Origin of the sequence: Actinomycetospora chiangmaiensis DSM 45062, from assembly GCF_000379625.1 — a bacterium.
Taxonomy (GTDB): Bacteria; Actinomycetota; Actinomycetes; order Mycobacteriales; family Pseudonocardiaceae; genus Actinomycetospora; species Actinomycetospora chiangmaiensis.
The window spans coordinates 72,545-98,552 of sequence record NZ_KB903248.1 but is presented as its reverse complement, the minus strand read 5'-3'; the positions used below and the strand labels follow the sequence as shown (position 1 = coordinate 98,552).

Here is a 26,008-nt window from a genome sequence, read left to right as displayed (position 1 = left end):
GGCGTGATCCGGCCCCGCACCGTGGTCCCCACGGCCCTCGAGGCCCTCGCCGCGCGCATCGCCGAGGCCACCGGGACGGCGCCGGAGATGCGCGGCGCCGCCGGCGACGTCACGACGACGGGTGCCACGCTGCGGGCCCACGAGGCGCGGCCCGGGGACCTGTTCGCCGCGCTCCCCGGGGCGCGCGCCCACGGCGCCGACTTCGCCGACCAGGCGCTCGCCCGGGGCGCCGTCGCCGTGCTCACCGACCCCGCCGGGGCGACCCGACCCGGCGTCGGGACCCTGCCGACGCTGGTGCACCCGCAGCCCCGCGAGGCGCTCGGCCCCGCGTGCTCGCGGCTCTACGGCGACCCGTCGTCGCACCTGGCCCTGCTCGGGGTGACCGGGACGAGCGGCAAGACGACCACGGTCTACCTGCTCGAGGCCGCCCTCGCCGCGGCCGGCGGCACCACCGGGCTGATCGGCACCGTGGAGACGCGGATGCACGGCCGCCGCGTCCCCAGTGCCTTCACCACCCCCGAGGCGCCCGACCTGCAGGCGCTGCTCGCCGCGATGGTCGAGCAGGGCGTGAGCCACGCGGCGATGGAGGTCTCGAGCCACGCGCTCGCGCAGGGCCGGGTCGGGGGGACGCGGTACGCGGTCGGCGCGTTCACCAACCTCTCGGCCGAGCACCTCGACTTCCACCCGACGATGGAGGACTACTTCGCCGCGAAGGCGCGCCTGTTCGACGGGCGGGCCGACCGGCACGTCGTCTGCGTCGACGACGCGTGGGGGAAGCGGCTCGCCGACTCCGTCGCGGCGACCACGGTGAGCACCACCGGCCCGGCCGACTGGACCGCCGCCGACGTCGTCGCCCACCCCGACGGCTCGCAGACGTTCCGTGCGCTCGGCCCGGAGGGGCTCGCCCTGCCGGTGTCGCTGCGCCTGCCCGGCGGCTTCAACGTCGCGAACGCCCTCGTCGCGCTGGCGTGTGGCCACGCGGTCGGGCTCGACCCGGAGCGGCTGGCCACGGGGCTCGCGGCGGTGACCGTCCCCGGGCGGATGCAGCGCGTCGAGGCCGGGCAGCCGTTCCTCGCCGTCGTCGACTACGCCCACAAGCCCGCCGCGGTCGAGGCGTTGCTGCGCACGCTGCGGACGCAGGTCGGCCCCGGCGAGCGCGGCGACGCGGGAGACCGCGGCCGGGTCCTGACGGTGCTCGGGTGCGGCGGCGACCGCGACCGCGAGAAGCGGCCCGTGATGGGCGCGCTCGCCGCACAGCTCTCCGACCTGGTCTGGATCACCGACGACAACCCGCGCACCGAGGACCCGGCCGCGATCCGGGCCGCGATGCTGGACGGGGCGCGGACGGCGCCCGACGCCCGTGCGATCGTGGCCGAGGAGGGCGACCGACGCGCCGCGATCCGGGCGGCCGTGGCCGCCGCGCGACCGGGCGACGTCGTCGTGGTCGCCGGCAAGGGCCACGAGCCCGGCCAGAAGGTCGGGGCGGAGACGTTGCCCTTCTCCGACGTGGACGAACTCACGACCGCCATCCAGGAGGACCCTGCGTGATCGAGCTGACCCTCGCGGAGCTCGCCCGCCTCGTCGACGGGCGACTGCACCGCGCGACCGGGGACGAGCGCGTCACGGGCACGGTCGAGTTCGACAGCCGCGCGGTCACCCCCGGCGGACTGTTCGTGGCGCTGCCGGGCGAGCGGGTCGACGGGCACGCGTTCGCGACGACGGCCGTGGCCGCCGGGGCGGCCGGGGTGCTGGCCGCGCGGGAGGTCTACGCGCCGGCCGTGCTCGTCGAGCCGCTGCCCGCCGACGCGCACGTCCCCGACGCCGCCCACGACGCGGCCGGCGCCGCGGTGCTGGTGGCCCTGCAGACCCTCGCCCGCCACACGGTGGACGCCCTCCCACAGCTCGACGTCGTCGGCCTCACCGGCTCGTCGGGCAAGACCTCCACGAAGGACCTGGTCGCGACGCTGCTGGAGCGCGACGGGACCACCGTCGCGCCCCCGGGCAGCTTCAACAACGAGCTCGGGCACCCCTGGACGGTGCTGCGGGCCGACGCGACGACGAAGCACCTCGTCCTCGAGCTCTCCGCGCGCGGCCGCGGCCACATCGCGGCCCTGTGCCGGGTCGCGCCGCCGCGGATCGGCGCCGTGCTCAACGTCGGGTCGGCGCACCTCGGCGAGTTCGGCTCCCGCGAGGCGATCGCGCAGGCCAAGGGCGAGCTGGTCGAGGCCCTGCCGGCCGACGGGGTCGCCGTGCTCGGTGCCGACGACCCGGTGGTCGACGCGATGCGGGCGCGCACCGCCGCGCGGGTGGTGCACGCCGGGCGCGCCGCCGGCGCGGACGTCCGGGCCGTCGACGAGACGATCGACGACGAGGGGCGTCCCCGGTTCCGCCTGGTCACGCCGGTCGGTGAGGCCGACGTCGCCCTCGGGCTGCGCGGGGCGCACCAGGTCGACAACGCGCTCGTCGCCGCGGCGATCGCCCTCGAGGCGACCACGGGCGGGGCGAGCGGAGCGACGGGGAGGGGCCTCGACGTCGGGACGGTGGCCGCCGCGCTGGGCGAGGCCGTGCCGCGCAGCCGCTGGCGCATGGAGGTGGGGGAGCGCGCGGACGGGGTCCGGGTGCTCAACGACGCCTACAACGCGAACCCCGAGTCGATGCGCGCCGCGCTGGCCACCCTGGCGGCCATGGGCGGCCGCCACACCGCCGTGCTGGGCGCGATGGCCGAGCTCGGCGACGACACGGACGCCGCGCACGCCGAGCTGGGTCGCCTCGCGGCGAGCACCGGCCTGCACCGCCTCGTCGTCGTCGGGGAGGCCGCGCGCGGGGTCCACGAGGCGGCCCGTGCGGCCGGCCTGGACTCCGACCTGGTGCCGGACGCCGCGAGTGCGGTCGAGGCCGTGCACGCCGAGCCCGGCGACGTCGTGCTCGTGAAGGCGAGCCGGTCGGCCGGGCTGGAGACGGTCGCGAGCGCGCTGCTCGAGGCGGTGGCGCAGCGATGAAGGGCGTGCTGGTGGCCGCCGGGCTCGCCCTGGCGGTGTCGATCCTGCTGACGCCGTACGTGATCCGGTTGTTCATCCGGCAGGGGTTCGGCCAGGAGATCCGCGAGGAGGGCCCGCAGAGCCACCAGGGCAAGCGCGGCACCCCGACGATGGGCGGGGTCGCGATCCTCATCGCGATCTGGGTCGGCTACCTCGCGTCCCACCTCGCCGCGGACGTGTCGATCTCGGCGTCCGGCCTGCTCGTGCTGCTGCTGATGACCTCGCTCGGGGTGGTCGGCTTCCTCGACGACTTCATCAAGATCCGGCGCCAGCGCAACCTGGGCCTGAACAAGACCGCGAAGCTCGTCGGCCAGTTCGTCACCGCGGTGATCTTCGCCGTGCTCGCGCTGCAGTTCGTCGACGAGCAGGGGCTCACCCCGGCCTCGACGAACCTGTCGTTCGTCCGGGACATCGCGGTGGTCGGCTTCGGCAGCGTCGGGTTCGTCCTGTTCTGCTACCTCATCGTCACGGCCGCCTCGAACGCCGTGAACCTGACCGACGGCCTCGACGGGCTGGCGGCGGGCATCTCGGCCATGGTGTTCGCGACGTACCTCATCGTCTCGTTCTGGCAGTTCCGCAACGACTGCGGGACCGCGATCGAGGCAGGCTGCTACCAGGTGCGCGACCCGCTCGACATCACGCTCGTGGCGGCCGCGGGCATGGGCGCCTGCATCGGGTTCCTGTGGTGGAACGCGGCCCCCGCCCGCATCTTCATGGGCGACACCGGGTCGCTCGCCCTGGGCGGCCTGTTCGCCGGGCTGGCGATGGTCACCCGGACCGAACTGCTCCTCGTGGTGCTCGGCGGCGTGTTCGTCGTCGAGGCGCTCTCCGTGGTGCTGCAGGTGGCGGTCTTCCGGACGACGCGACGGCGCCTGTTCCGCATGGCGCCCTTCCACCACCACTTCGAACTCGCGGGCTGGGCCGAGACCACGGTGATCATCCGGTTCTGGCTGCTCGCCGCCATCTGCTGTGCGCTGGGCCTCGGGCTGTTCTACAGCGAGTGGCTGGCTGCCTCCGGTGGCTGAGTCCGGCCGGGGCGAGCGGAGCGGCGGGGTGGGTGCGGCGTGGACCGGCCACCACGTCCTGGTCGCCGGGGCCCGGCGCACCGGGGCGTCCGTGGTCGACGTGCTGCTGGAGCTCGGGGCGCGGGTGACGGTGGCGGACGCCGACCCGGCGCAGCTCGCGACGCTGGCCGACCGCGCGGTCGCCTCCACCACCGACCTCGCGACGGTGCCCGCGGGCTGCGACCTCGTCGTCACGAGCCCCGGGTTCCGCCCCGACTCGCCGCTCGCCCTCGCCGCCCGGGACGCGGGCGTCGAGATGATCGGCGAGCCGGAGCTCGCGTGGCGGCTCGGGCAGGACCCCGCGGTGTGCCCGGAGGGGCCGCCGGTGTGGCTCGCGGTCACCGGCACGAACGGCAAGACGACGACGACCGGCATGCTCGAGGCGATCCTGCTGGCGGCCGGTCTCGACGCCGTGGCGTGCGGCAACATCGGGCTGCCGGTCGTCGACGCGCTGCGTGCCGGGCACCGGGTGCTCGCGGTGGAGCTGTCGAGCTTCCAGCTGGAGTGGTCGCCCACGGTCGCGCCGTTCGCGGGGGCCGTGCTCAACGTCGCCGACGACCACCTCGACTGGCACGGCTCGATGGCGGCCTACGCCGCGGCCAAGGCGCGGGTGCTCCGGGGCCGGATCGCGATCGGCGGGCTCGACGACGAGCGGGCGGCGGGCCTGCTGCGCTCGGCGCCCGGACGCCGGGTCGGGTTCACCCGCGGCGAGCCGCGGCCGGGGGAGCTGGGCGTCGAGACCACGCGCGGCGTGCGGCGGCTCCTCGACCGCGCCTTCGACGACGCCGGAGGTGAGGACCGCCGCGGGGTGGTGCTGGCCGAGGTGGCCGACATCGTGCCGGCCGGCCCGCCCGGGGAGGCCAACGCGCTCGCCGCGGCCGCCCTCGCCCGCGCGTACGGCGTCCCCGCGGACGCGGTCGCCGCCGGGCTGCGCGCCTACGCCCCGGGCGCCCACCGCGGCGCCGTGGTCGCCGAGTCCGGCGGGATTCGCTGGGTCGACGACTCGAAGGCCACCAACCCGCACGCGGCCGCCGCGTCGCTCGCCGCGCACGCCCGCGTGGTGTGGGTGGCGGGCGGGCTGCTCAAGGGCGCGTCGGTGGACGACCTGGTCCTCGCCAACGCCGGGCGCCTCGCCGGCGCGGTGCTGCTGGGCGCCGACCGGGCCCGCTTCCTGGAGGCGCTGGCCCGACACGCCCCCGAGGTGCCCGTCGACGACGTCGGCGGGGGCGACGATGGGGCGATGACCCCAGGGGACCCGATGCTGGCGGCGGCCCGGTCGGCCGCGACGATGGCCCGGCCCGGCGACGTCGTGCTGCTCGCCCCCGCGGCCGCCTCGATGGACATGTTCCGCGACTACGCGGCACGCGGCGACGCGTTCGCCGCGGCCGCCCAGCGGGTCGCCGGTGCGGACGGCCCGGCCGCGGAGCCGGGGCTGGACCCCGACACCGCGCCCGAGCCGGGCGCCGACGGGGCGAGCGGAGTGACGGGGGACGACCTCGTCGAGCCGGCCGCGGACCCGTCGTCGTGACCGGGCGGCGGTCCCCGTCCACCCGTGAGCGTGGCGCGCCCCTGACGGCCGACGTCAGCGGTGGGCCACGGCTGACGGGCGGGCGCCGCCCGAGGCAGGCCCCGCCGGACGTGCGGGCCCTCGGTGGCGCGCTGTCGGCGTGGCTGGGGCGCCCGCTGACCTCGCTGCACCTCGTGCTGGCGGTCTTCGGGCTGCTGACCGCGCTCGGCCTCGTGATGGTGCTGTCCGCGTCCTCGGTCAACGCGTACGCCGCGGGCGGGTCGTCCTACGGCGTGTTCTTCCGCCAGCTCGCGTTCGCCGTGCTCGGTGCGGGCCTGTTCTGGGTCGGCCTGCGCGTCCCGCCGCGGCGCTGGCGGGCCGCGAGCCCCTGGCTGCTCGCCGGCTGCCTGGTACTGCTCGCGCTGGTCCTCGTGCCGGGGCTCGGGGCGCAGGTCAACGGGTCGCGGTCGTGGTTCCGGGTGGCGGGCCTGTCCCTGCAGCCCAGTGAGATCACCAAGATCGCGCTGGCGCTGTGGGGCGCGCACGTCCTCGTCCGGCACCGCCCGGCCCCGCGCCGGTGGCGGCAGGCGCTGCTGCCGATGGTCCCCGTGGCCGTCCTGATCTTCGTGCTCGTGATGCTGCAGCCCGACCTCGGCACCACGATCTCGCTCGGCGTGATCGTCGTCGGCCTGCTGTGGTTCGCGGGCGCCCCGCTCGGCCTGCTGGCGCTGTTCGGCACGCTGGGCGTCGTCGGGGTCGTCGTCCTCGGGGTGGCCGCGAGCTATCGGCAGAGCCGGCTCACCGCGTTCCTCGACCCCCTGAACGCCGACCCGCTCGGCCCGGCCTACCAGGCCCGGCAGGCGCTGTACTCGCTCGCCGACGGCGGTGTGTTCGGGCAGGGCCTCGGGCAGGGCCGCGCGAAGTGGAGCTACCTGCCCAACGCCGACAACGACTTCATCTTCGCGATCATCGGCGAGGAGCTCGGGTTCCTCGGGGCGTCCGCCGTGATCTCCCTGTTCGTCACCCTGGCCTACACCGGGCTGCGCATCGCCGCGCGCTCGGTGGACCCGTGGATCCGGGTGGTGGCCGCGACGCTGACGGTGTGGCTGGTGGTCCAGGCGGCCATCAACATCGGCTACGTCGTGGGCCTGCTCCCGGTCACGGGCATCCCGCTGCCGCTGGTGTCCTCCGGCGGCACGTCGCTCGCCCTCGCCCTGTTCGCGGGCGGCCTGCTCGCGAACTTCGCCCGCCACGAGACCGACGCCGCCGCCGCGCTGCGCGCGCACGGCCAGGGCCGCCTCGCGCGGGCCCTCGGCCTGCCGCCGCCCGAGCCGGGGCGCGCCCGCACCACGTAGGAGTCGTGTGTCCGACAGTCCCCGCAGTCCCCGCCGTCCGCTGTCCGTCGTCGTCGCCGGCGGCGGGACCGCCGGTCACATCGAGCCCGCGCTCGCCCTGGCCGACGCGGTGCGGCGGCTGCGCCCGGACGCCCGCGTGACGGCCCTGGGGACGGCCCGGGGGCTGGAGACGACCCTCGTCCCGAAGCGCGGCTACCCGCTGGAGCTGGTGCCGCCGGTCCCGCTGCCGCGCAAGCCGTCCAGGGATCTCGCGGCGCTGCCGTGGCGGGTGGTGAAGTCCGTGCGGCGCACCCGGCAGGTGCTCAAGGCCGTGGACGCCGATGTCGTCGTCGGGTTCGGCGGCTACGTGGCGCTGCCCGCCTACCTGGCCTCCCGGCTGCCCGGCACGCGGGTGCCGGTCGTCGTGCACGAGGCCAACGCGAGCGCGGGGATCGCGAACAAGGTCGGCGCCCGGCACGCCGCGGCGGTCGCGGCGGCGGTGCCGGGCAGCGGGCTCGACGGCCCCGTGATCGGGATGCCGTTGCGCCGCGCCATCACCACGCTCGACCGCGAGGCGCTGCGGGCGAAGGCGCGGGCCCACTTCGGGCTGGACCCCGACGCGCCCACCCTGCTCGTCTTCGGTGGGTCGCAGGGGGCGCGCTCGCTCAACGCGGCCGTCGCCGGGGCGGCCCCCGAGCTCGCCCGCGCCGGGATCGGTGTGCTGCACGCGCACGGGCCGAAGAACACCGTGGACGTCCCGGGCGGAGACGCAGCGGAGCGGAGCTCGACCGCGCGGGCGAGCACCCCGCCGTACGTGGCGGTGCCCTACCTGGAGCGGATGGACCTCGCCTACGCCGCCGCGGACCTCGCGATCTGCCGGTCGGGGGCGATGACGGTGGCCGAGGTGTCGGCGGTCGGCCTGCCCGCGATCTACGTCCCGCTGCCGCACGGCAACGGGGAACAGCGCCTCAACGCGCTGCCCGTGGTGGAGCACGGCGGGGGCGTGCTCGTGGCGGACGAGGAGCTGACGCCCGAGAAGGTCGTCGAGCTCGTCGTCCCCCTGCTGACCAGCGGGGAACGGCTGTCGGCGATGAGCGCGGGAGCCCGCCGTACCGGCCATGCGGACGCGGACGAGACACTGGCGCGCATGGTGCTGGAGGCGGCCGAGGGAGCAGGGGGGACGCAGCGGTGAGCGAGGAGATCATGCAGCCGGGCGAGCAGGCGGTCGTCCCGGAACTGCCGCGGCTGCTCTCACGCGTGCACTTCATCGGCGCGGGGGGCGCCGCGATGAGCGGGATCGCCCGGATCCTGGTCGCCCGCGGCGCCATGGTGTCGGGTTCGGACGCGAAGGACTCGCGGGCGGTCCTCGCGCTGCGGACCCTCGGCGCCGAGGTCTCGGTCGGCCACGACGCCGCGAACCTCGACCTGCTGCCCGGCGGCCCCACCGCGCTCGTCACCACGAAGGCCGTCCACCAGGCCAACCCGGACAACCCGGAGCTGCTCGAGGCCGCCGCCCGCGGCATCCCGGTGCTGCACCGCTCCGCCGTGCTCGCCGAGCTGATGGCCGACCACCGTGCCGCCTGCGTCTCGGGCAGTGCCGGCAAGACCTCGACCACCTCGATGCTGGTCGTCGCGCTGCAGGCCTGCGGCACCGACCCGTCGTTCATGATCGGCGGCGACCTGCTCGCCTCGGGCTCGAGCGCCCACCACGGGCACGGCGACGTGTTCGTGGCCGAGGCCGACGAGTCCGACGGCTCGTTCCTGGCCTACTCGCCGGCCGTCGCGATCGTCACCAACGTCGAGCCCGACCACCTCGACCACCACGGCACCGTCGAGGCCTACGTCGCGGTCTTCGACGCGTTCGCCGCTCGCATCGAGCCCGGCGGTGCCCTCGTGGTCTGCGCCGACGACCCCGGCGCCGCGGCGCTCGGCGACCGGGCGGCCGCCGCCGGCGTGCGGGTGCGCCGCTACGGCCGCGCCGCCACGGCCCCCGAGGACGTCACGGTGCTGGACTACCGCGCCGAGGCCTCCACCGGCGTCCTGCGGATCCGGGTGGACGGTGCCGAGCACACCCTGCGGCTGGGCGTCGCGGGGGAGCACCAGGCGCTCAACGCCTGCGCCGCCCTGCTGGCCGGGCTGGACCTCGGCGCGCCGCTGGGGACGCTCCTGCGCGGGCTCGCCTCCTTCACCGGGGTGCGTCGACGCTTCGAGCTGCGCGGCGAGGCCCGCGGCGTGCGCGTCTACGACGACTACGCCCACGCGCCCACGAAGGTCGCCGCCCAGCTGCGCGCGGCGCGCCCGGTGCTGGGGGAGCGGGGCCGGCTGATCGTCGCGTTCCAGCCCCACCTCTACTCGCGGACCCGGGACTTCGCCGAGCAGTTCGGCGAGGCGCTCTCGCTGGCCGACGAGGTGGTGCTGCTCGACGTCTACGGGGCGCGCGAGCAGCCGGAGCCCGGGGTGAACGGCGCCCTCATCGCCCGTCAGGTCGCGCTGCCCGCCGAGCACGTGCACTACGAGCCGTCCTGGGCGGCCGTCCCGAGCCTGCTGGCCGACCTCGCCCGGCCCGGCGACCTCGTGATCACGATGGGCGCCGGCGACGTCACCGTCCTCGGTCCCGAGGTGCTCACCGAGATCGAGGGGCGCGAGTCGCCCGCGCCCGTCGGGGGCTGAGTCCGCTGCCGCCCTCGACGCGTCGCTCCCGGTCCGGCGTTCCCGACGGCAGGTCGGGTCGCGCGGGCGGGCGCGCCCGCGGCGAGGGCGGCCGCCCGCGCGGGGAGGGTGGCCGGGACGGCCGGGCCCGCCGCCCGTCGTCACGGCCCCCGCGCGACCGTGGTCCCCGCGACCACGCCGCGCTGGAGGCCCGGGCGGCGCGCCGGCGCATGCTGCGGCGGCGCTGGACGGTCGGCGCGCTGACCGTCCTGGTCCTCGGCGGGCTGATCTACCTCCTCGGCTTCTCGCCCGCCTTCGACGTCCGCGGCGTGGAGGTCACGGGCGCCTCCCCGGAGACGCTCCCGGCGGTGCAGCAGGCCGCGGCCGTCCCGCCCGACACCTCGCTGCTGTGGCTCTCCACCGCCGACCTGGACGCCCGCGTCACGGCCATCCCGCGGGTCGCGTCGGTCGACGTGCGGCGCTCGTTGCCGGGCACGGTGACGGTGACGGTGACCGAGCGGGAACCGGTCGCCGCGGTGCCCGCCCCGGGCGGGGTCGGGCTGCTCGACGGCACCGGGTTCGTCTACCGCGCGATGCCCGCCGCGCCCGCCGGTGTGCCCCGGCTGGTGCTGCCGCCCGGGGTGGCGGCGTCGCCGACGGACCCGTCCACGGTGGCGGCCGTGCGCGTGCTGCAGGCCCTCCCGCCCGCACTGCGCGGGCAGGTCTCCGAGCTGCGGGCGACCGGCGCCTTCGACGTGTCGTTCGTCCTCGACGGCCGGACCGTGCGCTGGGGCGCGGACACCGACGACGAGCGCAAGGCCGCCGTCCTGGGCCCGCTCCTGACGCGGCCGGGCTCGGTGTACGACGTCTCCTCGCCGGACCTGCCGGTCGTCGGCTGACGGTCCCGCACCGCGACCGCCGAACCCTCGATCACCACTGGAAGTGTCACGGCCCGTCACCGTGTCCCCGGTCGTCGGGGGCACCGACGGTGGCGAACCGGGCCCCACCGTCCCCCGTCCGAGGTGAGGACCACCCCGTCGGGGGACTGGTGAAAAGCGTGTGACCTGCGCCGACGGGTTTCACCACTCCGGTTATCACTCACGTGCACACCACGCGTTTCGCTTGACCCAGATGTGTCACGCAGCGTCAACTCCCTCGCGTCGTCACGACGGTGGGAGAGGTGCAGCGCGATGACCAAGAGGACGGGCCGCGACCCCAGGGGTGCGGCACCACCGCGGAGGCGGCGGACGGTGGCGACGGCCCTCGCCGCCGCCGCGATGGCGGGTGTCCTGGCGCTGTCCCTGGGCCACGCGGCCTCGGCGACCTCGCCGGGGGAGACGTGGGTGCCCGAGCTCTCGGTGCAGGGCGGCGACGACACGAACGTCGTCGCGGTCGCCGGCGCGATCCGGCTCGCCGACGGTGTCGTCCGCGCCCAGAGCGCGCGCTCGCCGCGGACGGAGGGCGAGCTCTACCTCGCCCCCTACCGCGTCGCGACCCCCGTCGACCGGATCACGGCGAAGGTGACCGCCGACGTGCCGCCCGGCGGCCAGGTCGTCGTCGACGTCCGTGGCGTGAAGTCCGACGGCACCTGGAGCGAGTGGAGCACGGCGAGCGGGGCCGCCCCGGCCGTCCTGGCTGCGCCCACCATCGACCTGCAGGTGCGCGTGACGCTCGTGGCGGGCGACTTCGGAGCGAGCCCGGCGCTGCAGCGCCTGTGGTTCACCACCGAGCTCAGCAAGCCGCTCGCGGGGACGCCCACCACCCCGGTGGCGCCCACGACGACGCCGGTCCCCGCCACGACCGCCCCGACCACCACGCCGGCCCCCACCACCGTCCCCACGGTGCCGCCGTCGCCCGCGAAGGTCGCGCCGCTCACGAGCCGGGTGTTCGCCACCCGCATCGGTCTGGTCGGCAACACCACGGCCAACGGCCACGTGATCGTCCCGCGCGACCACTTCGTGGCGCTGCCCTCCCGGCGCGGTCTCGCGCCGCGGGACACGGGCGACTACACGGTCAAGATCTGCGCCCCGAACGGCCGCTGCGCGTGGTCGCCGGTGTGGGACGTCGGCCCCTGGAACATCCAGGACGACTACTGGAGCGCGCCCGGCACCCGGCAGCAGTGGGGCGACCTCGCCCGCGGCTTCCCCGAGTCCCAGGCCGCCTTCCAGCAGGGCTACAACGGCGGCAAGGACGGCTTCGGCCGCCGCGTCGCCAACCCCGCCGGCATCGACCTCGCCGACGGCACCTACTACGACGACCTGCAGCTGGCCGACAACAGCTGGGTGACCGTCACCTACCAGTGGACCGGCACCGGGCCCTCCGCCCTCGCCCGTCCCACCGGGGCCGCCACCCTCGTCGTCCGCTCCGCGCCCACCGACGCGTCGTCGTCGGTCGGCGCCGTGGCCGGGGGCGCGCGGATGGCCGTCACCTGCACCGCCGCCGGACAGTCGCGCTCCGGCTCGCAGGGCACGAGCAGCCAGTGGCTGCAGATCGGTCCCCAGCAGTACGTCCCCGCCGCCGCCGTGGAGGCCCCCCGTGTCGCGCCCTGCTGATCTCCTCGAACCCCTGCCCGACCGCCCCCTCTCCCCGCACGCCGGGGCCGGGGCGCTGCCCCCGACGGCCGCCGCCGACCGCGAGCGCCGCACCCGCCGTCGTCGTCGCGGGGTCCTGACGGCGGGGGTGGGCGCGCTGCTCGCCGCCGTCATCGGCCTCGCGGCCTCCGCCGCGGCGGTCCCGACCGGGGAGAGCTGGGGCGCCGAGCTCGCCGTGTCCGGCGGCGACGACCTGAACGTGCGGCTCGTCGACGGGGCCCTGCGGCTCGCGGTGCCCTCGACGGCCAAGACCCGGTCGGAGGGCGTCATGGTCCTGGCCCCGCGCCGGCCGGCCGCGGCCACCAACGCGATCACCACCGAGCTCACCGCCGACCTCCCGCCGGGCACGGCCGCCCGCGTCGACGTCCGCGGGGTGCTCCCCGACGGCTCGTGGAGCCGCTGGCTGCCGACGAAGGACGACGTCCGCACCGTCCTGCCCGCGCTCACCACCCAGGTCCAGGCGCGGATCGTCCTGCTCGGCGGCACCGACGCGGTCAGCCCGGCCGTGCAGCGGCTCTGGCTCACCACGTCGACCACGTCCGCGGCGCCCGCCTCGGCCACCGCGCCACCCGTGCCGAGCACCACGGCGGCCCCCGCGGCGACGACCGCCGCCGCTCCGACGACGACCACGGCACCGCCGGCGACGACGGTGCCCCCGACGACCACGGTCCGCCCCTCGACGACGACCCCGGCCCCGTCGTCGACCACCACCATCCCGATCCGTCCCACCCCCGCGTCCGGGACCACCCCGGCCCCGGCGCCCGCCCCGAAGGCCCTCTGGGACGCCAACATCACCGCGCAGGGCCTGGGCATGTTCAAGGACACGCCCTGGAACATGGTCGGGGCGAAGACGCCGACCGTGGTCCCGGCGACCGACCTGGCCGGGCGCAAGGCGCTGCGCTTCACGATGCCGGGCGGCGGCAAGCGTTCGGAGATCGAGCCGAACGTCGACAACTTCACCGAGGGGCAGGACCGCTACATCCGGCTCTCGGTGCGCCTCGCGGACGGCTTCCCGGTGGACACGAACACCTGGCAGCTGATCACGCAGTTCAAGAACGAGGGCACCGGCAGCCCGCCCCTGGAGCTACGGATCGGCAACGGCAACTTCATCCTCTCCGGCGGCTTCGACCGCCCCGGCGGGTCGAAGAACTTCGACAAGGTCATCGCCCCGGCCGTCACCGGCAAGGTCACCACGCTGGTCCTGCACGTGACGTTCTCGAGCACGAGCGCGAAGAGCGTCGTCGACGCCTGGGTCGACGGGCAGCAGAAGGTCGCGGGCTTCCGGCCCCCGGGCGGCACGCTCTACCCCGGCAACTACAGCTACTGGAAGCTGGGTCTCTACCGCGACACGGCCATCGGCCAGCCCGCGACCTACGAGCTGTCCGACGCGAGGCTCGGCACGTCGTACGCCTCGGTCGCCGGCTGACGGCGGTGGGCGGCGGGAACTCTCGACCCGTCATCCAGGGTTCGCACCGGTTGGGGCAGACGGGTGACATCGACGCGGGACACGCCCGGCGCGCCTGCGTGCATCACGCGGCGTCGGCTGCCTACGGTCACGCGGACACCGGAACGGGGAGCCCTCGACCATAGACCTCCACTCGAGGTCGAGGGTGAGGGTCGGCCCCGCGTGTCGGCCGGTGTCGCCGAACTCCGCAGTGAAAGGCGGTCCCATGACGCCCCCGCACAACTACCTGGCCGTGATCAAGGTCGTCGGCATCGGTGGCGGCGGCGTCAACGCCGTCAACCGCATGATCGAGGTCGGCCTCAAGGGGGTCGAGTTCATCGCGGTGAACACCGACGCCCAGGCCCTCCTGATGTCCGACGCGGACGTCAAGCTCGACGTCGGCCGCGAACTCACCCGTGGTCTCGGCGCCGGCGCGGCCCCCGACGTGGGGCGCCGTGCGGCCGAGGACCACGCCGAGGAGATCGAGGAGGTCCTCAAGGGGGCCGACATGGTCTTCGTGACGGCGGGTGAGGGCGGCGGGACCGGTACCGGCGGCGCGCCCGTGGTCGCCGGCATCGCCCGCAAGCTCGGCGCGCTGACCATCGGCGTCGTGACCCGCCCGTTCTCCTTCGAGGGCAAGCGCCGGGCCACCCAGGCCGAGAACGGCATCCAGGAGCTGCGGAACGAGTGCGACACGCTCATCGTGATCCCGAACGACCGTCTCCTGCAGCTCGGCGACGTGTCGCTCTCGCTGATGGACGCGTTCCGGTCCGCCGACGAGGTGCTCCTCTCCGGTGTCCAGGGCATCACCGACCTCATCACGACGCCGGGTCTGATCAACCTCGACTTCGCCGACGTCAAGAGCGTCATGTCCGGCGCGGGCAGTGCCCTCATGGGCATCGGGTCCGCGCGCGGCGACGGCCGCAGCGTCGAGGCGGCGGGCAAGGCGATCAACTCGCCGCTGCTCGAGGCGTCGATGGACGGGGCCTACGGCGTGCTGCTCTCCATCGCGGGCGGCTCGGACCTCGGCCTGTTCGAGATCAACGAGGCCGCCTCGCTGGTGCAGGAGGCGGCGCACCCCGACGCCAACATCATCTTCGGGACGGTCATCGACGACTCCCTGGGCGACGAGGTCCGCGTGACCGTCATCGCCGCGGGCTTCGACTCCGGGACCGTGCCCCACGCCAAGGCGGTGCCGAGCGCCATCAGTCAGCCGCGCGGGCAGGCCCCGGGCCGCGGTCCCATCGCCTCCGGGGACTCCGGCGCGCGGCACCAGCAGCCGCCGAGCCAGCCGCAGCCGGTGATCCCGCCCGCCGTCGCGCAGGCCCCGACGACGCCGGCCACGCCGGTGCCGAAGCCGGAGGAGCTCGAGGCGGCCCGGCAGGACGCCGCGACGAAGGAGCCGGAGCCGGCCCCGGAGAAGCCGGCGAAGAAGGCCGAGGACGACGACGTGGACGTCCCCTCGTTCATGCGCTGAGCCCTCGGCGGGTTCGCGGGACCTGGGACGATGGGTGGCGTGCGGGTACGTCGTGTCCTGACCACGCGTGCGGGCGGCCGGTCGAGGCCCCCGTACGACTCCTTCAACCTGGGCGACCACGTCGGGGACGATCCGGCGGCGGTCGCCGCGAACCGGGAACGTCTGGCCCGGGGGATCGGGCTGGACCCGACCCGGGTCGCGTGGATGAACCAGGTCCACGGCACCGACGTGACGGTCGTGGAGGGCCCGCAGGACGGGATCCCCACGGCCGACGCACTGGCGACCGAGCAGCCGCGCCTCGCGCTCGCCGTCGTCGTGGCCGACTGCGTGCCGGTCCTGCTGGCCGACGCCGAGGCGGGCGTGGTCGCGGCGGCGCACGCGGGCCGCACCGGCGCCGCGGCGGGCGTGCTGCCCACCACCCTGGCGACCATGGAGAAGCTCGGCGCCGAGCGTGGCCGCATCGACGCCCTGCTGGGCCCGAGCGTCTGCGGGCGCTGCTACGAGGTGCCCGAGGAGATGCGCGACGAGGTCGACGCCGCCCTGCCCGGCAGCGCCGCCACCACCCGGATCGGGACCCCCTCGCTGGACCTGCGCGCCGGACTGGTGCGCCAGCTGCGCGGCGAGGGCGTGACCGCGGTCGACGCGGACGGGCGCTGCACCCTCGAGGACGACCAGCTCTTCAGTCACCGCCGGACCCGGCCCACCGGGCGGCTCGCGGGCGTCGTCTGGTGGGAGTACGACCGCCGGTGACCGCACGAGAGGCAGCGGAGCCGGCGACGGGGGACACCGCCCGGCGGGAGGTCCTGCGCCGTGCCCTGGAGGACGTGCGGGCCCGGATCGACGCGGCCGCCCGCGCGGCCGGGCGGGACCCCGCCGAGGTGGGCCTGCTCGCCGTCACGAAGACCTGGCCGGCGTCGGACGTCGCCCTCCTGGTCGACCTCGGGCTCGCGGAGTTCGGGGAGAACAAGGAGCAGGAGGGCGCGGCGAAGGCCGCCGAGCTCACGACGCTGCGGCCCGACGCCGCCGCGCGTTGGCGGATCGTGGGGCGGCTGCAGCGGAACAAGGCGCGCTCGCTCGCCCGCTGGGCGCACGCGGTCGACTCGGTGGACTCGCCGCGCCTCGTCGACGCGCTGGACCGCGCGGCCGGTTCGGCCCGGGAGGCGGGGGAGCGGTCCGGGCCGCTGCACGTGCTGGTCCAGGTGAGCCTCGACGGCGCCGAGGGCCGCGGCGGGGTGGGGGTCGACGACGTGGAGGGGTTGGCCGAGCGTGTCGAGCGCTGCGCCCACCTGTCCCTCGACGGCGTGATGACGGTGGCCCCGCGCGACGCGGACCCGGCCGAGGCCTTCGGCACGTTTGCCGTCGTCGCCGATCGGGTGCGGCGGTCGTTTCCGCAGGCGACGACACTCTCCGCGGGCATGTCGGGCGATCTCGAGGCCGCGATCGAGCACGGATCGACGTGTGTGCGTGTCGGAACGGCTCTCCTCGGCGCCCGGTAGCTAGCGTTCCGTGTGAGTGAATGACACGGATGTAAGTCGGCTGTCTCGCGGGTCGGTCGGCGGTGAAGGGGAGAGGGCTGCCATGACCGCTCTGCACCGGGTGAAGGCGTACTTCGGCATGGTGCCCGCGGACGAGTTGGACGCCTACGACGGGTACGGCGACCACGACCCGTACGGCGACCGCCCCTCCCGTGCCGGGGACCGCTACGACGCCTACGCGGGCGACCGCTACGGCCGCCGGCGCCACGAGGCCGACCGGTACGAGTCCGACCGCTTCGAGGAGCGCTACGACTCGTACGACGACCGGTACGAGTCCGACCGGTCGGAGCGTGCCGACCGCACCGAGCGTGCCGACCGCTACGAGCGCCGGGGGACCCCGGAGCGCGAGCGGGCGCTGTCCGACGACCGGGTCCGCACGCCGCGGCCCCGGGACCCCGAGTCCGAGGGGCGCACCGAGCGCGACCTCCCGCGGCTCGCCGCCGACGACCGGACGACGTCCGGTGACCGTGACGAGGAGGCCGACGTGTCCGTCCGCTCGAGCACCCGGGGTCGTAGCTGGGAGCAGAACACCGGCCCGAACCACACGTCGCGGTCGCGCTCCGGCGCCCTCGCCGCCGTCGGCAGCTCGTCGTCGGGGTCCTCGGGGTCGCTCTCGGGGTCGCTCGCCGCCGGCGGGTCGGGCTCCGAGGCGCTGCGCGCGTCCGGCGCGGCGGCCCTGGCGCTGTCCGAGGAGCCGGTGCGCCCGGTGCGGGCCGTCGAGGCCGCCCCGGCGAAGGCCACCGACACCCCGGCGGTCCCCGAGATCACCACGCTGCGGCCCACCAGCTACAACGAGGCCCGGGTCATCGGTGAGCGCTACCGGGACGGCATTCCGGTGATCATGAACCTCACCGAGATGGACGACGCCGCGGCCAAGCGGCTCGTCGACTTCGCGGCGGGTCTGGCCTTCGCCCTGCGCGGCTCGATCGAGAAGGTCACCAACCGCGTGTTCCTTCTCTCACCGCCCAACGTCGAGGTCTCCGCGACCGAGCGGCGCAAGTTCGCGGAGACGTCCTGACCCGCTCTTCCTGAGCCGAAGCTGAGAGCGGGCAAGACCTCCCCGGGCGATTGCGGTGGGTGGTCGGACGGGGGCGCTGAGCGTCCGTCCGGCCCAGGGGTGCCGCGTGGAGCAGGGGAAGTCGGACCGCTACGGCCGGTCGACTTCGGTGAGCGGTCCCGCACCGTCCGGCCGATCGCTCTCTGGCGTGTCGCGAGGTACGCGTGTGAGTGGCATGGCCTTGATCCGTGGCGCTGTGTCACCGATCGGGCGTCGTTCGCAGCGCAGCCCTGGACCCGTCCACTATGGTTCACCTGCTCGCAGAGGTCATACTCTGCGTGTCGCGGAGCTCGAAGAGCCCGAGGTACCTGGGGTTCCGCAGCCGAGGAGTGCTTGAGGAGATCCGATGCCGCTGACCCCCGCCGACGTCCACAACGTCGCGTTCAGCAAGCCGCCCATCGGCAAACGGGGCTACAACGAGGACGAGGTCGATGCGTTCCTCGACCTCGTCGAGGCCGAGCTCGGGCGACTGCTCGAGGAGAACAACGATCTCCGCGAGCAGGTCGAGCAGCTCGAGCAGCAGCTCTCGAGCGCCCACGCCGACCTGGACGATGCCCGTAGCAAGGCCGCCCAGGCCCCGTCGCAGCCGAGCCAGTCGCAGCCGCCCGCGCCGGCCACCACGATGGTGCAGCCGCCGCAGCAGCGTCCCGTCGAGGACGCGCCGCGCACGGTCCAGCAGCCGATGCCGGTGGCCCAGCAGCCCGTGCCGCAGCCGCAGCAGTCGATCGTGCCGCCGCCCTACGGCGCCGATCCCTCGCCGATGGCCGGGGGTGACCACCACGTCCAGGCCGCGAAGGTCCTCGGGCTCGCCCAGGAGATGGCCGACCGGCTGACCGCCGAGGCGAAGTCCGAGGCGGACGGCATGCTGTCCGACGCCCGGACCAAGTCCGAGCAGCTGCTCTCCGAGGCGCGCACCAAGTCCGACAGCATGGTCAACGAGGCCCGCAGCCGCGCCGAGACGATGCTCAACGACGCCCGGACCCGGGCGGAGACCCTGGAGCGGCAGGCCCGCGACAAGGCCTCGACCCTCGAGCGGGACGCGCAGCGAAAGCACAACGAGACGATCACCCTGATCGAGCAGCAGAAGAGCGGGCTCGAGAAGAAGATCGACGAGCTGCGCACCTTCGAGCGGGAGTACCGGACCCGGCTCAAGACGTACCTGGAGTCCCAGCTGCGCGACCTCGAGGGTCGTGGGTCGGCGGCGCCGGCCGACGGTGCGAGCCGCAACGGTTCGGGTGGGTACGCGACCAGCGGATACGGCTCCCGGGCCGAAGCCGGCAGCTGAGTCGGGCGATCCGGTCGGGGCAGGGGAAGGCTTCCGATCGGTGACCCGACCCGCCAGGTGAGGGGTCGAACGTGCTACTGCTCGTGCTGCTCTGCGTCGTCGTGGCGTTCGCGCTGCTCGTGGTCGCCGTGGTCACCGCCACGGCAGCCTGGGCGTGGGGTTCGGTCGCGGCGAGCGCCGTGGCCGCGGCCCTGCTGATCGCCGACGTCATGCGGCGTCGCAGGGCGCGGGCGGCCGAGCCGGCGGCCGCGCCGGCCGCGGTCGGCGCTCTCGGTGGAACCGGTGCCCCGGGCCAGGAACCGTGGGCCCAGCAGCCCGGGCCGCCGTCGGCCCCCGGTACCGCAGCTCCGGCGTCGGGGCCCGTGCCGCAGAACGGTCCCGGTGGACGTCCGTTCGCCGGCCCGCCGCAGGGCGCGCCGCCGCAGGGCGGCCCCGGCCAGCACGGCCGGGCACCGATGCCCCCGCCGCCCGCCCGACCCCGCGGAATCCCGCGGGGTCTGCGTGCCTCGGCGTCGGGTCGTCTCGGGCACGACCCGTCGCGGGTGCCGAACGCTCCCGAGGGCTCCCGGTTCCTCGGTCTGGTGCCCCTCCCGGGCACCCCGGCCGCCGGTCCCGGTGGCCGTCCCGGCGGGATGCCGCCGCAGGGCCCGCGCGGGCCGCAGGGTCTCGGTGCGCCGCAGGGTCCTAATGGCCCCCAGGGTCCCGGTCGCCCCGGAGGACCGCAGCAGCCCGGCCAGCCGCCGCGCGACGCCGCCGCGTCCGCCCCGGAGACGACCGGCGGGGAGACGGCGACGGTCCACGGCGCCGATGCCGACGCGACCCGCGTCGACGGGCAGGGACTGACCGCGGCCACCGTCGCGGCCGGGACGGCCGGTGCCGTGGGTGTGGCCGCTGCTGCCGCCGGCCACGACCGCGAGGACGAGCAGGACGCGACCAACCGGATCTCCGCGGACGCCCTCGAGCGCATGCGGCGGGACGCTCCCTCGGGTCGCCCGGACGACCGTGACGAGTCCGCGGACGCGCCGTCCGACTCCGACTCCGACGCCGTCCGGCGCCCGGAGGGCCAGGACCGGCCGGGCAACAGCACGGGCGCCCCGGGTGCCTTCGGTGCCGGTGCCGGTGCCGTCCAGGACGGGCGCCGTGCCGCGGACGACGCTGCAGGTCAGACGCCCGGCTCGCCGGAGCGGGACGCCGCCGGTCCGTCCGGACAGCAACCGGGGCGACCGCCGCAGGAGTTCCCCGGCCGACCCGCCCAGCAGGACCAGGTGCCCCAGGAGGGCCAGGTGCCGCGCCAGGGACCGCCGTCCCAGCCGGTCCAGGACCGAGGTGTGCAGGCCCCGCCGTCCCAGCCCCTCCAGGGACAGGGGCACGGACTGCAGGGCCAGGCCCCGGCATCGCAGCCGCTGCAGGGCCAGACGCCGCAGGGCCAGGCGTCCCAGGGGTACGCGCCCCAGGGCCAGGCGTCCCAGGGGTACGCGCCCCAGGGCCAGCCGCCGCAGGGCCAGCCGCAGCAGGGGCTCGGTCAGCCGGCGCAGACCCGCCTCGGTGACGGCCCGCCGCCGCGCGTGCCGGCCGCCGACGGCGACGCGGACGCCACGGCGACGCAGGCCCAGACCCCGCCGAGCCAGACCCCGCCGTCCCAGACCCTGCCCGCGCAGGGCCGCGACCAGGCGGACTCCACCGAGCGGACGGCTCACGGGGCGGACGCGGGGCGCACGGGGACCAACGGCCACGACCGGCAGGCACCGCCGGCCATGACGCCGCCGCCGATGACGCCGCCGCCGATGACCCCGCCGCCGGCCCGCGCCCCCGAGCCCGACGACGAGCAGCCCGACCGGGCCAGCCTCGACGTCGTCGCCGCCCGGGTGGACGAGGTGCTGGTGATCGACGAGGAGCCGCGCTTCCACCTCGGGCGCTGCGGCTACCTGTTCGGTCGCGAGGTGATCCCGTTGCCCGTGTCGGAGGCGATCGAGCTCGGGTTCACCGGCTGCTCGTGGTGCACCCCGGTCCGGTCGCTCGCCGAGCAGCACGGGGCGGACAGCCGCCGCTGACGGGGTGGAGCGGGCGGCGGGCCCCGCGTGATCAGATGGTCGTCGTGGAGACCCCGACCGGCACGCAGCCCGGCACCGCCGCCGCTCGTTGGTCCGCCCTGATGGCGGCGCGCGCGGTCCCGGACGAGATCCTCGCCCACGCCCCGGCCAGTCCCTACCGACAGGACCCGGAGCGGTTCCGGCCGGTGGCCGACCCGCCGGACACGCCGTCGCGCCGGGTCGGGGTCGCGGTGCTGGCGGAGTCGGCCGAGCGGACCGTGCTCGACGTCGGGTGCGGGGCCGGGGCGGCGTCGCTCGCCCTGGTCGGGGAGGCGCGCCACGTGGTCGGGGTGGACCCGGCGTCGGACATGCTCGCCGCCTTCGTGGGGGCGTGCCTGGAGTGGGGGATGCCCTACCAGGCGGTCCTCGGCTCGTGGCCCGAGGCGCTGCCCGACACCGGCACCGCCGACCTCGTCCTGTGCCACCACGTCGGCTACGACACCGCCGACCTCGCCGCCTTCGCGGCGGGGCTGGGGGCCGCCGCCCGCCGCGGCGTCGTCATGGAGCTCCACGCGACGCACCCGCAGGCCTGGCTCGACCCGTTCTGGCAGCGGTTCCACGGGGTCCGCCGCCCCGCGCCCCCGACCGCCGACGACGCGCTCGCGGTGCTGACCGAGCTCGGCGTCGAGCCGGAGGTGCAGCGCTGGACCGCGGACCCGCGGCCGCCGGAGGACCCCGACGCCCGCGTCGTCCGGGTCACCCGCCGGCTGTGCCTGCCGCCCGAGCGCGCGGGCGAGGTGGCGGCCGCCCTCGCCGCGCACGACGGCCCCACCGCACCACCCGCGGAGCGAGTGACGTTCAGCTGGCGGCCCTGAGGTCGACCCGCCCGACGCTACGATCCCCTCTCGGGTCGGGGCGGGTGACGACAGGGGTGATCGCGGCGCGTGGACCGGCTGCCGCTGCTGCTGGGGATCGGCTCGGCCGTCGTGCTGCTCGCAGTCGTCGCCGTCCGCTTCTCGACGCGGCTCGGTCTGCCCTCGCTGCTGCTCTACCTGGGCATTGGCGTCCTCATCGGCGAGGCGGGCCTCGGCATCCGCTTCGACGACGCCGTGCTCACCCAGGCGCTCGGGGTCGCCGCGCTCGTCCTGATCCTGGCCGACGGGGGGCTCTCCACCCGCTGGTCGACGGTCCGGCCCGCCCTCGGGCTCGGGGTCGCGCTGTCGACGGTCTCGGTCGCCGTGAGCATCACCGTGACCGGCTACGCGCTGCACTGGCTGCTCGGTCTCGACCTGCGCGTCGCGTTCCTGTGGGGCGCGGTGCTGGCCTCCACCGACGCCGCGGCCGTGTTCAGCGTGCTGCGCGGGCTCGGGCTCGGCGGGCGGCTGGTGGGCGCGCTGGAACTGGAGTCGGGCCTCAACGACGCCCCGGCGTTCATCGCCGTGCTGCTGCTCTCCGCCGGCACCGCGATCTCCTGGACCGACCCCCTGCTCGTGGTCTACGAGCTCCTGCTCGGTGGGGTCCTCGGCCTGCTCATCGGGCGGCTCGGCGCCGCGGGGCTCCGGCGCGCGGCGCTCCCCGCCACCGGGCTCTACCCGCTGGCGACGCTCGCCGTCTGCGTCGGGGCCTACGCCCTCACGCAGAGCCTCCACGCGTCGGGGCTGCTCGCCTGCTACGTGGCGGCGCTCGTGCTCGGCAACGGCGCCCTGCCCCACCGCGAGGGCACCCGGTCCTTCGCCGAGGGACTCGGCTGGCTCGCCCAGATCGGGCTGTTCGTGCTGCTGGGCCTGTACGTGTCCCCGGACCGGCTGCTCGGGGCCGTCGTGCCCGCCGTCATCGCCGCGGCCGTGCTGCTCCTCGTCGCCCGTCCGCTCTCGGTGGTGGCCGCCGCGGTGTGGTTCCGGGTGCCGTGGCAGGAACAGGCGTTCCTGTCCTGGGCGGGCCTGCGCGGAGCGGTCCCCATCGTGCTCGCGCTCGTCCCGCTCACCGGCGGCCTGCCAGGCGCCCGTGAGCTCGTCGACGCCGTGTTCGTGCTGGTGGTGGTGCTGACCGTCGTGCAGGGGACGACCCTCCCCGCCGTCGCGAAGGCCCTCGGCCTGGCCAAGCCGCCGGTGCAGGAGATCGAGGTCGACGCCGCCCCGCTGGAGGCGCTGCGGGCGGACCTGCTGCAGATGACGGTGCCGCAGGGCTCGCGGATGCACGGCGTCTACGTGCGGGAGCTGCGGTTGCCGGAGGGCACGGGGCTGTCGCTGGTGGTGCGCCGGGGCGCGAGCTTCACCCCGCAGGCCGACACCCGCATCCAGGAGGGCGACCAGCTCCTCGTCGTCGCCACTACCACGGCACGCGAGGCCGCCGAGGACCGGCTGCGGGCCGTGGACCGGTCGGGTCGCCTCGCGCGCTGGCGCGGCGACTCCGGCACGTCGCCGTCGCCGTGAGCGAGGGGCCTCACGGCGAGCTCGCCGCGCGGCGGGGGAGGATGGGGACATGACCGACGCGAGCGACGGCACCGCCGCGACCGACGCGGCCGGCACCGTCGGGGCCGACACCCCCGGGTCCGACGACACCGCGCCCGCGGCACCGCCCGCGGCACCCGCCCGACGTCGGCTGCCGCTGCTGGTCGCCGTCGCGGTGGTGGTCGTCGTCGTCGACCTCGCCACCAAGATCGCGATCGTCGCCGCGTTGGCCGACGGGCAGCGCATCCCGCTGCTGCTCGACGGCACCATCAGCCTGGTCCTCGTCCGGAACCCGGGTGCGGCCTTCTCCTTCGCCACGGGGATGACGTGGCTGCTGACGCTGGTGGCGGTCGCCGTCGTCGTCGGGATCGCGCGGTACGCCCGGCGCATGCGCTCCCGGGGCTGGGCCGTCGCCCTGGGGCTCGTGCTCGGCGGCGCCCTGGGCAACCTCATCGACCGGTTCTTCCGCGGGCCCGGTCCGCTGCAGGGCCACGTGGTCGACTTCGTCTCCGTGGGGTGGTGGCCGGTGTTCAACGCCGCCGACTCCGCGATCTGCCTCGGCGGTGCGCTGCTCGTCGGCCTCGCACTGTGGGGCATCGAGATCGACGGGTCCCGGTCCGGCCGCGCGGCGGTCGGCGCGGGGGAGACCTGATGACCCTGCGCACGCTCCCGGTGCCCGACGGGCTCGACGGGCTGCGGCTCGACGCCGGGCTCTCCCGCATGCTCGGGCTCTCCCGGACGGTCGTGGCCGCGCTCGCCGAGGACGGCGCGGTGCGCCTCGACGGGTCCGTGGCCGGGAAGTCCGACCGGCTCGTGGCGGGCAGCTGGCTCGAGGTCGACCTGCCCGACCCGGAGCGGGAGCCCGCCGAGCGGATCGTCACCGCGCGGGCCGTGGAGGGCCTCGTCGTGCTCCACGAGGACGACGAGATCGTGGTGGTGGACAAGCCGGTCGGTGTGGCGGTGCACCCGAGCCCGGGCTGGACCGGGCCGACGGTCGTCGCCGGGCTGGCGGCGCTCGGCGTCTCGATCGCCACCTCCGGCGCGGCCGAGCGGCAGGGCATCGTCCACCGGCTCGACGCCGGGACCACCGGCGTCATGGTCGTGGCGAAGTCCGAGCGTGCCTACTCGGTGCTCAAGACCGCCTTCCGCGAGCGGACCGTCGCCAAGACCTACCTCGCCGTCGTCCAGGGCCACCCCGACCCCAGCGACGGCACGATCGACGCCCCGATCGACCGCCACCCCAAGCACGACTGGCGGTTCGCGGTGATGACCGACGGCAAGCCGTCGGTCACGCACTACCGGACCCTCGAGGCGTTCCCGGCGGCCTCGCTGCTCGAGGTCGAGCTCGAGACCGGGCGCACCCACCAGATCCGCGTGCACTTCTCCGCGCTGCGCCACCCCTGCGTGGGCGACTCCGGGTACGGCGCCGACCCGACGCTCTCCAAGCGGCTCGGGCTCACCCGCCAGTGGCTGCACGCGCACCGCCTCGGCCTGCACCACCCCGCCGACGGCCGGTGGGTCGAGTTCGTCAGCGAACCACCCGCCGATCTCGCCCACGCCCTCGACGTGCTCCGGGCCTCGAACTGAGCGAGCGCCGTCCCGACGACGAGGCCGGTCCCCACGACGAGGCCGGTCCCGACGACGAGGCCGGTCCCGACGACGAGGAGCAGCCGCGCTGGCCGCGGTACGCGATCGGGGCGGCGGTGCTGCTGGTCGTCCTCCTGGTGACGGCGTGGGTGGCGGGCTCGCAGCGCGACGGGCCGGACGGAGGTACCACGTCGACCGACGCGGTGCGGCTGGGCCCGGAGCCGGGGGAGGACGTGACCGCCTACCTGGCGCGGGCCGCCGTCGTCCCCGACCCGGCCGACCCGTCGGCCCGGCCCGCCCTCGTGGAGTTCGACACGGGCCTGACGCCGGCGGCCGCCGCACCCGCGGTCGGGAACGGCGGGGCGGTGACCCCCCTGCAGGCAGTGGTGCGGGTCCCGTTCCCCCGGGTGCAGACGGCGTTGCGGGAGGTCGACCTCCAACCCGCCCCACCCGAGGCGGCGCTGCGTGCCGCGGTGACGACGGCGGCCGGGCAGGCCGCGCAGGACGCGATGGTCGCACCGGCCGGGACGCGACGGGCCGCGGTGGCGGCCGCCGAGGCCGCGGCGCTGGGTCGGCCGGACTGCGCCTGCCTGGTGGCCGTGGTGGTCCGGGTCGCGCCGGCCGACGTCCCCGCGCTGCGGGCGCGACCGGGGGTGCGCGCGGTGCAGGTCGCGCCGCCGGGGACGGCACGGTCGGGCCTCGCGGTGTCGCCGCTGCTGCCCGAGCAGGGCGCCGGACGGGCCGACGGACCCGTCGTCGGGCCCGTTCCCGACGACGGACCGGTGCCCTCGACCGGGTGACGCACGCCGGTGTCCCGGGCGTGAGCGGGGACACGACGTGACGTGCGCTTCACGGGGCGACGCCCCACCGCGTGGCGTGACGGGGGAGCATGGAGGGTAGTCAGAACACGCGTGCTGGGCCGCTCTGAATCGAATCGGCCAGCGCGAAGGGGAGAGGAGC

20 protein-coding genes and 1 pseudogene are annotated in these 26,008 nt (G+C 76.0%); all 21 read left to right on the top strand.

Going from position 1 to position 26,008, the window contains the following annotated elements; genetic code table 11:
• Positions 1 to 87: 87 nt before the first annotated feature.
• The 21 genes and pseudogenes from A3CO_RS0128585 (at position 88) to A3CO_RS34735 (ending at position 25,848) form a co-directional block, all read left to right on the top strand.
• The gene (locus A3CO_RS0128585; RefSeq protein ID WP_157647912.1) at positions 88 to 1,548 is read left to right on the top strand and encodes a UDP-N-acetylmuramoyl-L-alanyl-D-glutamate--2,6-diaminopimelate ligase; all 1,461 of its coding nucleotides are present in this window, start codon (positions 88 to 90) and stop codon (positions 1,546 to 1,548) included.
• Positions 1,545 to 2,999: a UDP-N-acetylmuramoyl-tripeptide--D-alanyl-D-alanine ligase gene (locus tag A3CO_RS0128580; protein WP_018335690.1), complete on the top strand. Its 1,455-nt coding sequence runs from the start codon at positions 1,545 to 1,547 to the stop codon at positions 2,997 to 2,999. Before A3CO_RS0128585 ends, A3CO_RS0128580 begins: the two co-directional genes overlap by 4 nt.
• The gene (gene mraY, locus A3CO_RS0128575) at positions 2,996 to 4,063 is read left to right on the top strand and encodes a phospho-N-acetylmuramoyl-pentapeptide-transferase (RefSeq protein ID WP_018335689.1); all 1,068 of its coding nucleotides are present in this window, start codon (positions 2,996 to 2,998) and stop codon (positions 4,061 to 4,063) included. The genes A3CO_RS0128580 and mraY overlap by 4 nt, the downstream gene beginning before the upstream one ends.
• Entirely contained in the window at positions 4,056 to 5,630 is a 1,575-nt protein-coding gene (gene murD, locus A3CO_RS0128570) for a UDP-N-acetylmuramoyl-L-alanine--D-glutamate ligase (protein ID WP_425393431.1), read from the top strand. Before mraY ends, murD begins: the two co-directional genes overlap by 8 nt.
• A 110-nt stretch (positions 5,631 to 5,740) precedes the next feature.
• Entirely contained in the window at positions 5,741 to 6,964 is a 1,224-nt protein-coding gene (gene ftsW / locus A3CO_RS0128565; RefSeq protein ID WP_245561628.1) for a putative lipid II flippase FtsW, read from the top strand.
• A 7-nt stretch (positions 6,965 to 6,971) separates the two neighbouring features.
• Positions 6,972 to 8,135, top strand: coding sequence for an undecaprenyldiphospho-muramoylpentapeptide beta-N-acetylglucosaminyltransferase (murG, locus tag A3CO_RS0128560; RefSeq protein ID WP_018335686.1), 1,164 nt, complete (start codon positions 6,972 to 6,974; stop codon positions 8,133 to 8,135).
• An 11-nt stretch (positions 8,136 to 8,146) separates the two neighbouring features.
• Entirely contained in the window at positions 8,147 to 9,613 is a 1,467-nt protein-coding gene (murC, locus tag A3CO_RS0128555) for a UDP-N-acetylmuramate--L-alanine ligase (RefSeq protein WP_026205104.1), read from the top strand.
• Between the two features lie 209 nt (positions 9,614 to 9,822).
• Positions 9,823 to 10,491 carry a cell division protein FtsQ/DivIB gene (locus tag A3CO_RS0128550; RefSeq protein ID WP_018335683.1) on the top strand — a complete coding sequence of 223 codons (669 nt, stop codon included), beginning with the start codon at positions 9,823 to 9,825 and terminating at the stop codon, positions 10,489 to 10,491.
• Positions 10,492 to 10,842: 351 nt separating this feature from the next.
• Positions 10,843 to 12,144: a hypothetical protein gene (locus A3CO_RS0128545; protein ID WP_018335682.1), complete on the top strand. Its 1,302-nt coding sequence runs from the start codon at positions 10,843 to 10,845 to the stop codon at positions 12,142 to 12,144.
• Positions 12,128 to 13,609, top strand: a complete 1,482-nt coding sequence (locus A3CO_RS36415; RefSeq protein ID WP_018335681.1) for a polysaccharide lyase family 20 protein — start codon at positions 12,128 to 12,130, stop codon at positions 13,607 to 13,609. Before A3CO_RS0128545 ends, A3CO_RS36415 begins: the two co-directional genes overlap by 17 nt.
• Positions 13,610 to 13,853: 244 nt before the next feature.
• Positions 13,854 to 15,104: a cell division protein FtsZ gene (gene ftsZ, locus A3CO_RS34750; RefSeq protein ID WP_018335680.1), complete on the top strand. Its 1,251-nt coding sequence runs from the start codon at positions 13,854 to 13,856 to the stop codon at positions 15,102 to 15,104.
• A gap of 39 nt (positions 15,105 to 15,143) precedes the next feature.
• Complete coding sequence (pgeF, locus tag A3CO_RS0128530) at positions 15,144 to 15,854, top strand: peptidoglycan editing factor PgeF (protein WP_018335679.1); 711 nt, start codon at positions 15,144 to 15,146, stop codon at positions 15,852 to 15,854.
• Positions 15,851 to 16,600: a YggS family pyridoxal phosphate-dependent enzyme gene (locus tag A3CO_RS0128525; RefSeq protein WP_018335678.1), complete on the top strand. Its 750-nt coding sequence runs from the start codon at positions 15,851 to 15,853 to the stop codon at positions 16,598 to 16,600. The genes pgeF and A3CO_RS0128525 overlap by 4 nt, the downstream gene beginning before the upstream one ends.
• 703 nt (positions 16,601 to 17,303) lie before the next feature.
• Positions 17,304 to 17,657: pseudogene (locus A3CO_RS39240) on the top strand (cell division protein SepF); the annotation flags it as partial.
• A 385-nt stretch (positions 17,658 to 18,042) separates the two neighbouring features.
• Positions 18,043 to 18,981, top strand: a complete 939-nt coding sequence (gene wag31 / locus A3CO_RS0128515; RefSeq protein ID WP_018335676.1) for a DivIVA-like cell division protein Wag31 — start codon at positions 18,043 to 18,045, stop codon at positions 18,979 to 18,981.
• 71 nt (positions 18,982 to 19,052) lie between these two features.
• Positions 19,053 to 21,032, top strand: coding sequence for a hypothetical protein (locus A3CO_RS0128510; protein ID WP_026205101.1), 1,980 nt, complete (start codon positions 19,053 to 19,055; stop codon positions 21,030 to 21,032).
• A gap of 44 nt (positions 21,033 to 21,076) precedes the next feature.
• Positions 21,077 to 21,886, top strand: a complete 810-nt coding sequence (locus A3CO_RS34740) for a class I SAM-dependent methyltransferase (RefSeq protein ID WP_157647897.1) — start codon at positions 21,077 to 21,079, stop codon at positions 21,884 to 21,886.
• 69 nt (positions 21,887 to 21,955) lie between these two features.
• Positions 21,956 to 23,443, top strand: a complete 1,488-nt coding sequence (locus A3CO_RS0128500) for a potassium/proton antiporter (protein ID WP_018335674.1) — start codon at positions 21,956 to 21,958, stop codon at positions 23,441 to 23,443.
• A 49-nt stretch (positions 23,444 to 23,492) separates the two neighbouring features.
• Positions 23,493 to 24,113, top strand: coding sequence for a signal peptidase II (gene lspA, locus A3CO_RS0128495; protein ID WP_018335673.1), 621 nt, complete (start codon positions 23,493 to 23,495; stop codon positions 24,111 to 24,113).
• Positions 24,113 to 25,048, top strand: a complete 936-nt coding sequence (locus tag A3CO_RS0128490) for an RluA family pseudouridine synthase (RefSeq protein WP_018335672.1) — start codon at positions 24,113 to 24,115, stop codon at positions 25,046 to 25,048. The genes lspA and A3CO_RS0128490 overlap by 1 nt, the downstream gene beginning before the upstream one ends.
• 116 nt (positions 25,049 to 25,164) lie before the next feature.
• Positions 25,165 to 25,848, top strand: a complete 684-nt coding sequence (locus tag A3CO_RS34735) for a hypothetical protein (RefSeq protein WP_018335671.1) — start codon at positions 25,165 to 25,167, stop codon at positions 25,846 to 25,848.
• Positions 25,849 to 26,008: the final 160 nt, after the last annotated feature.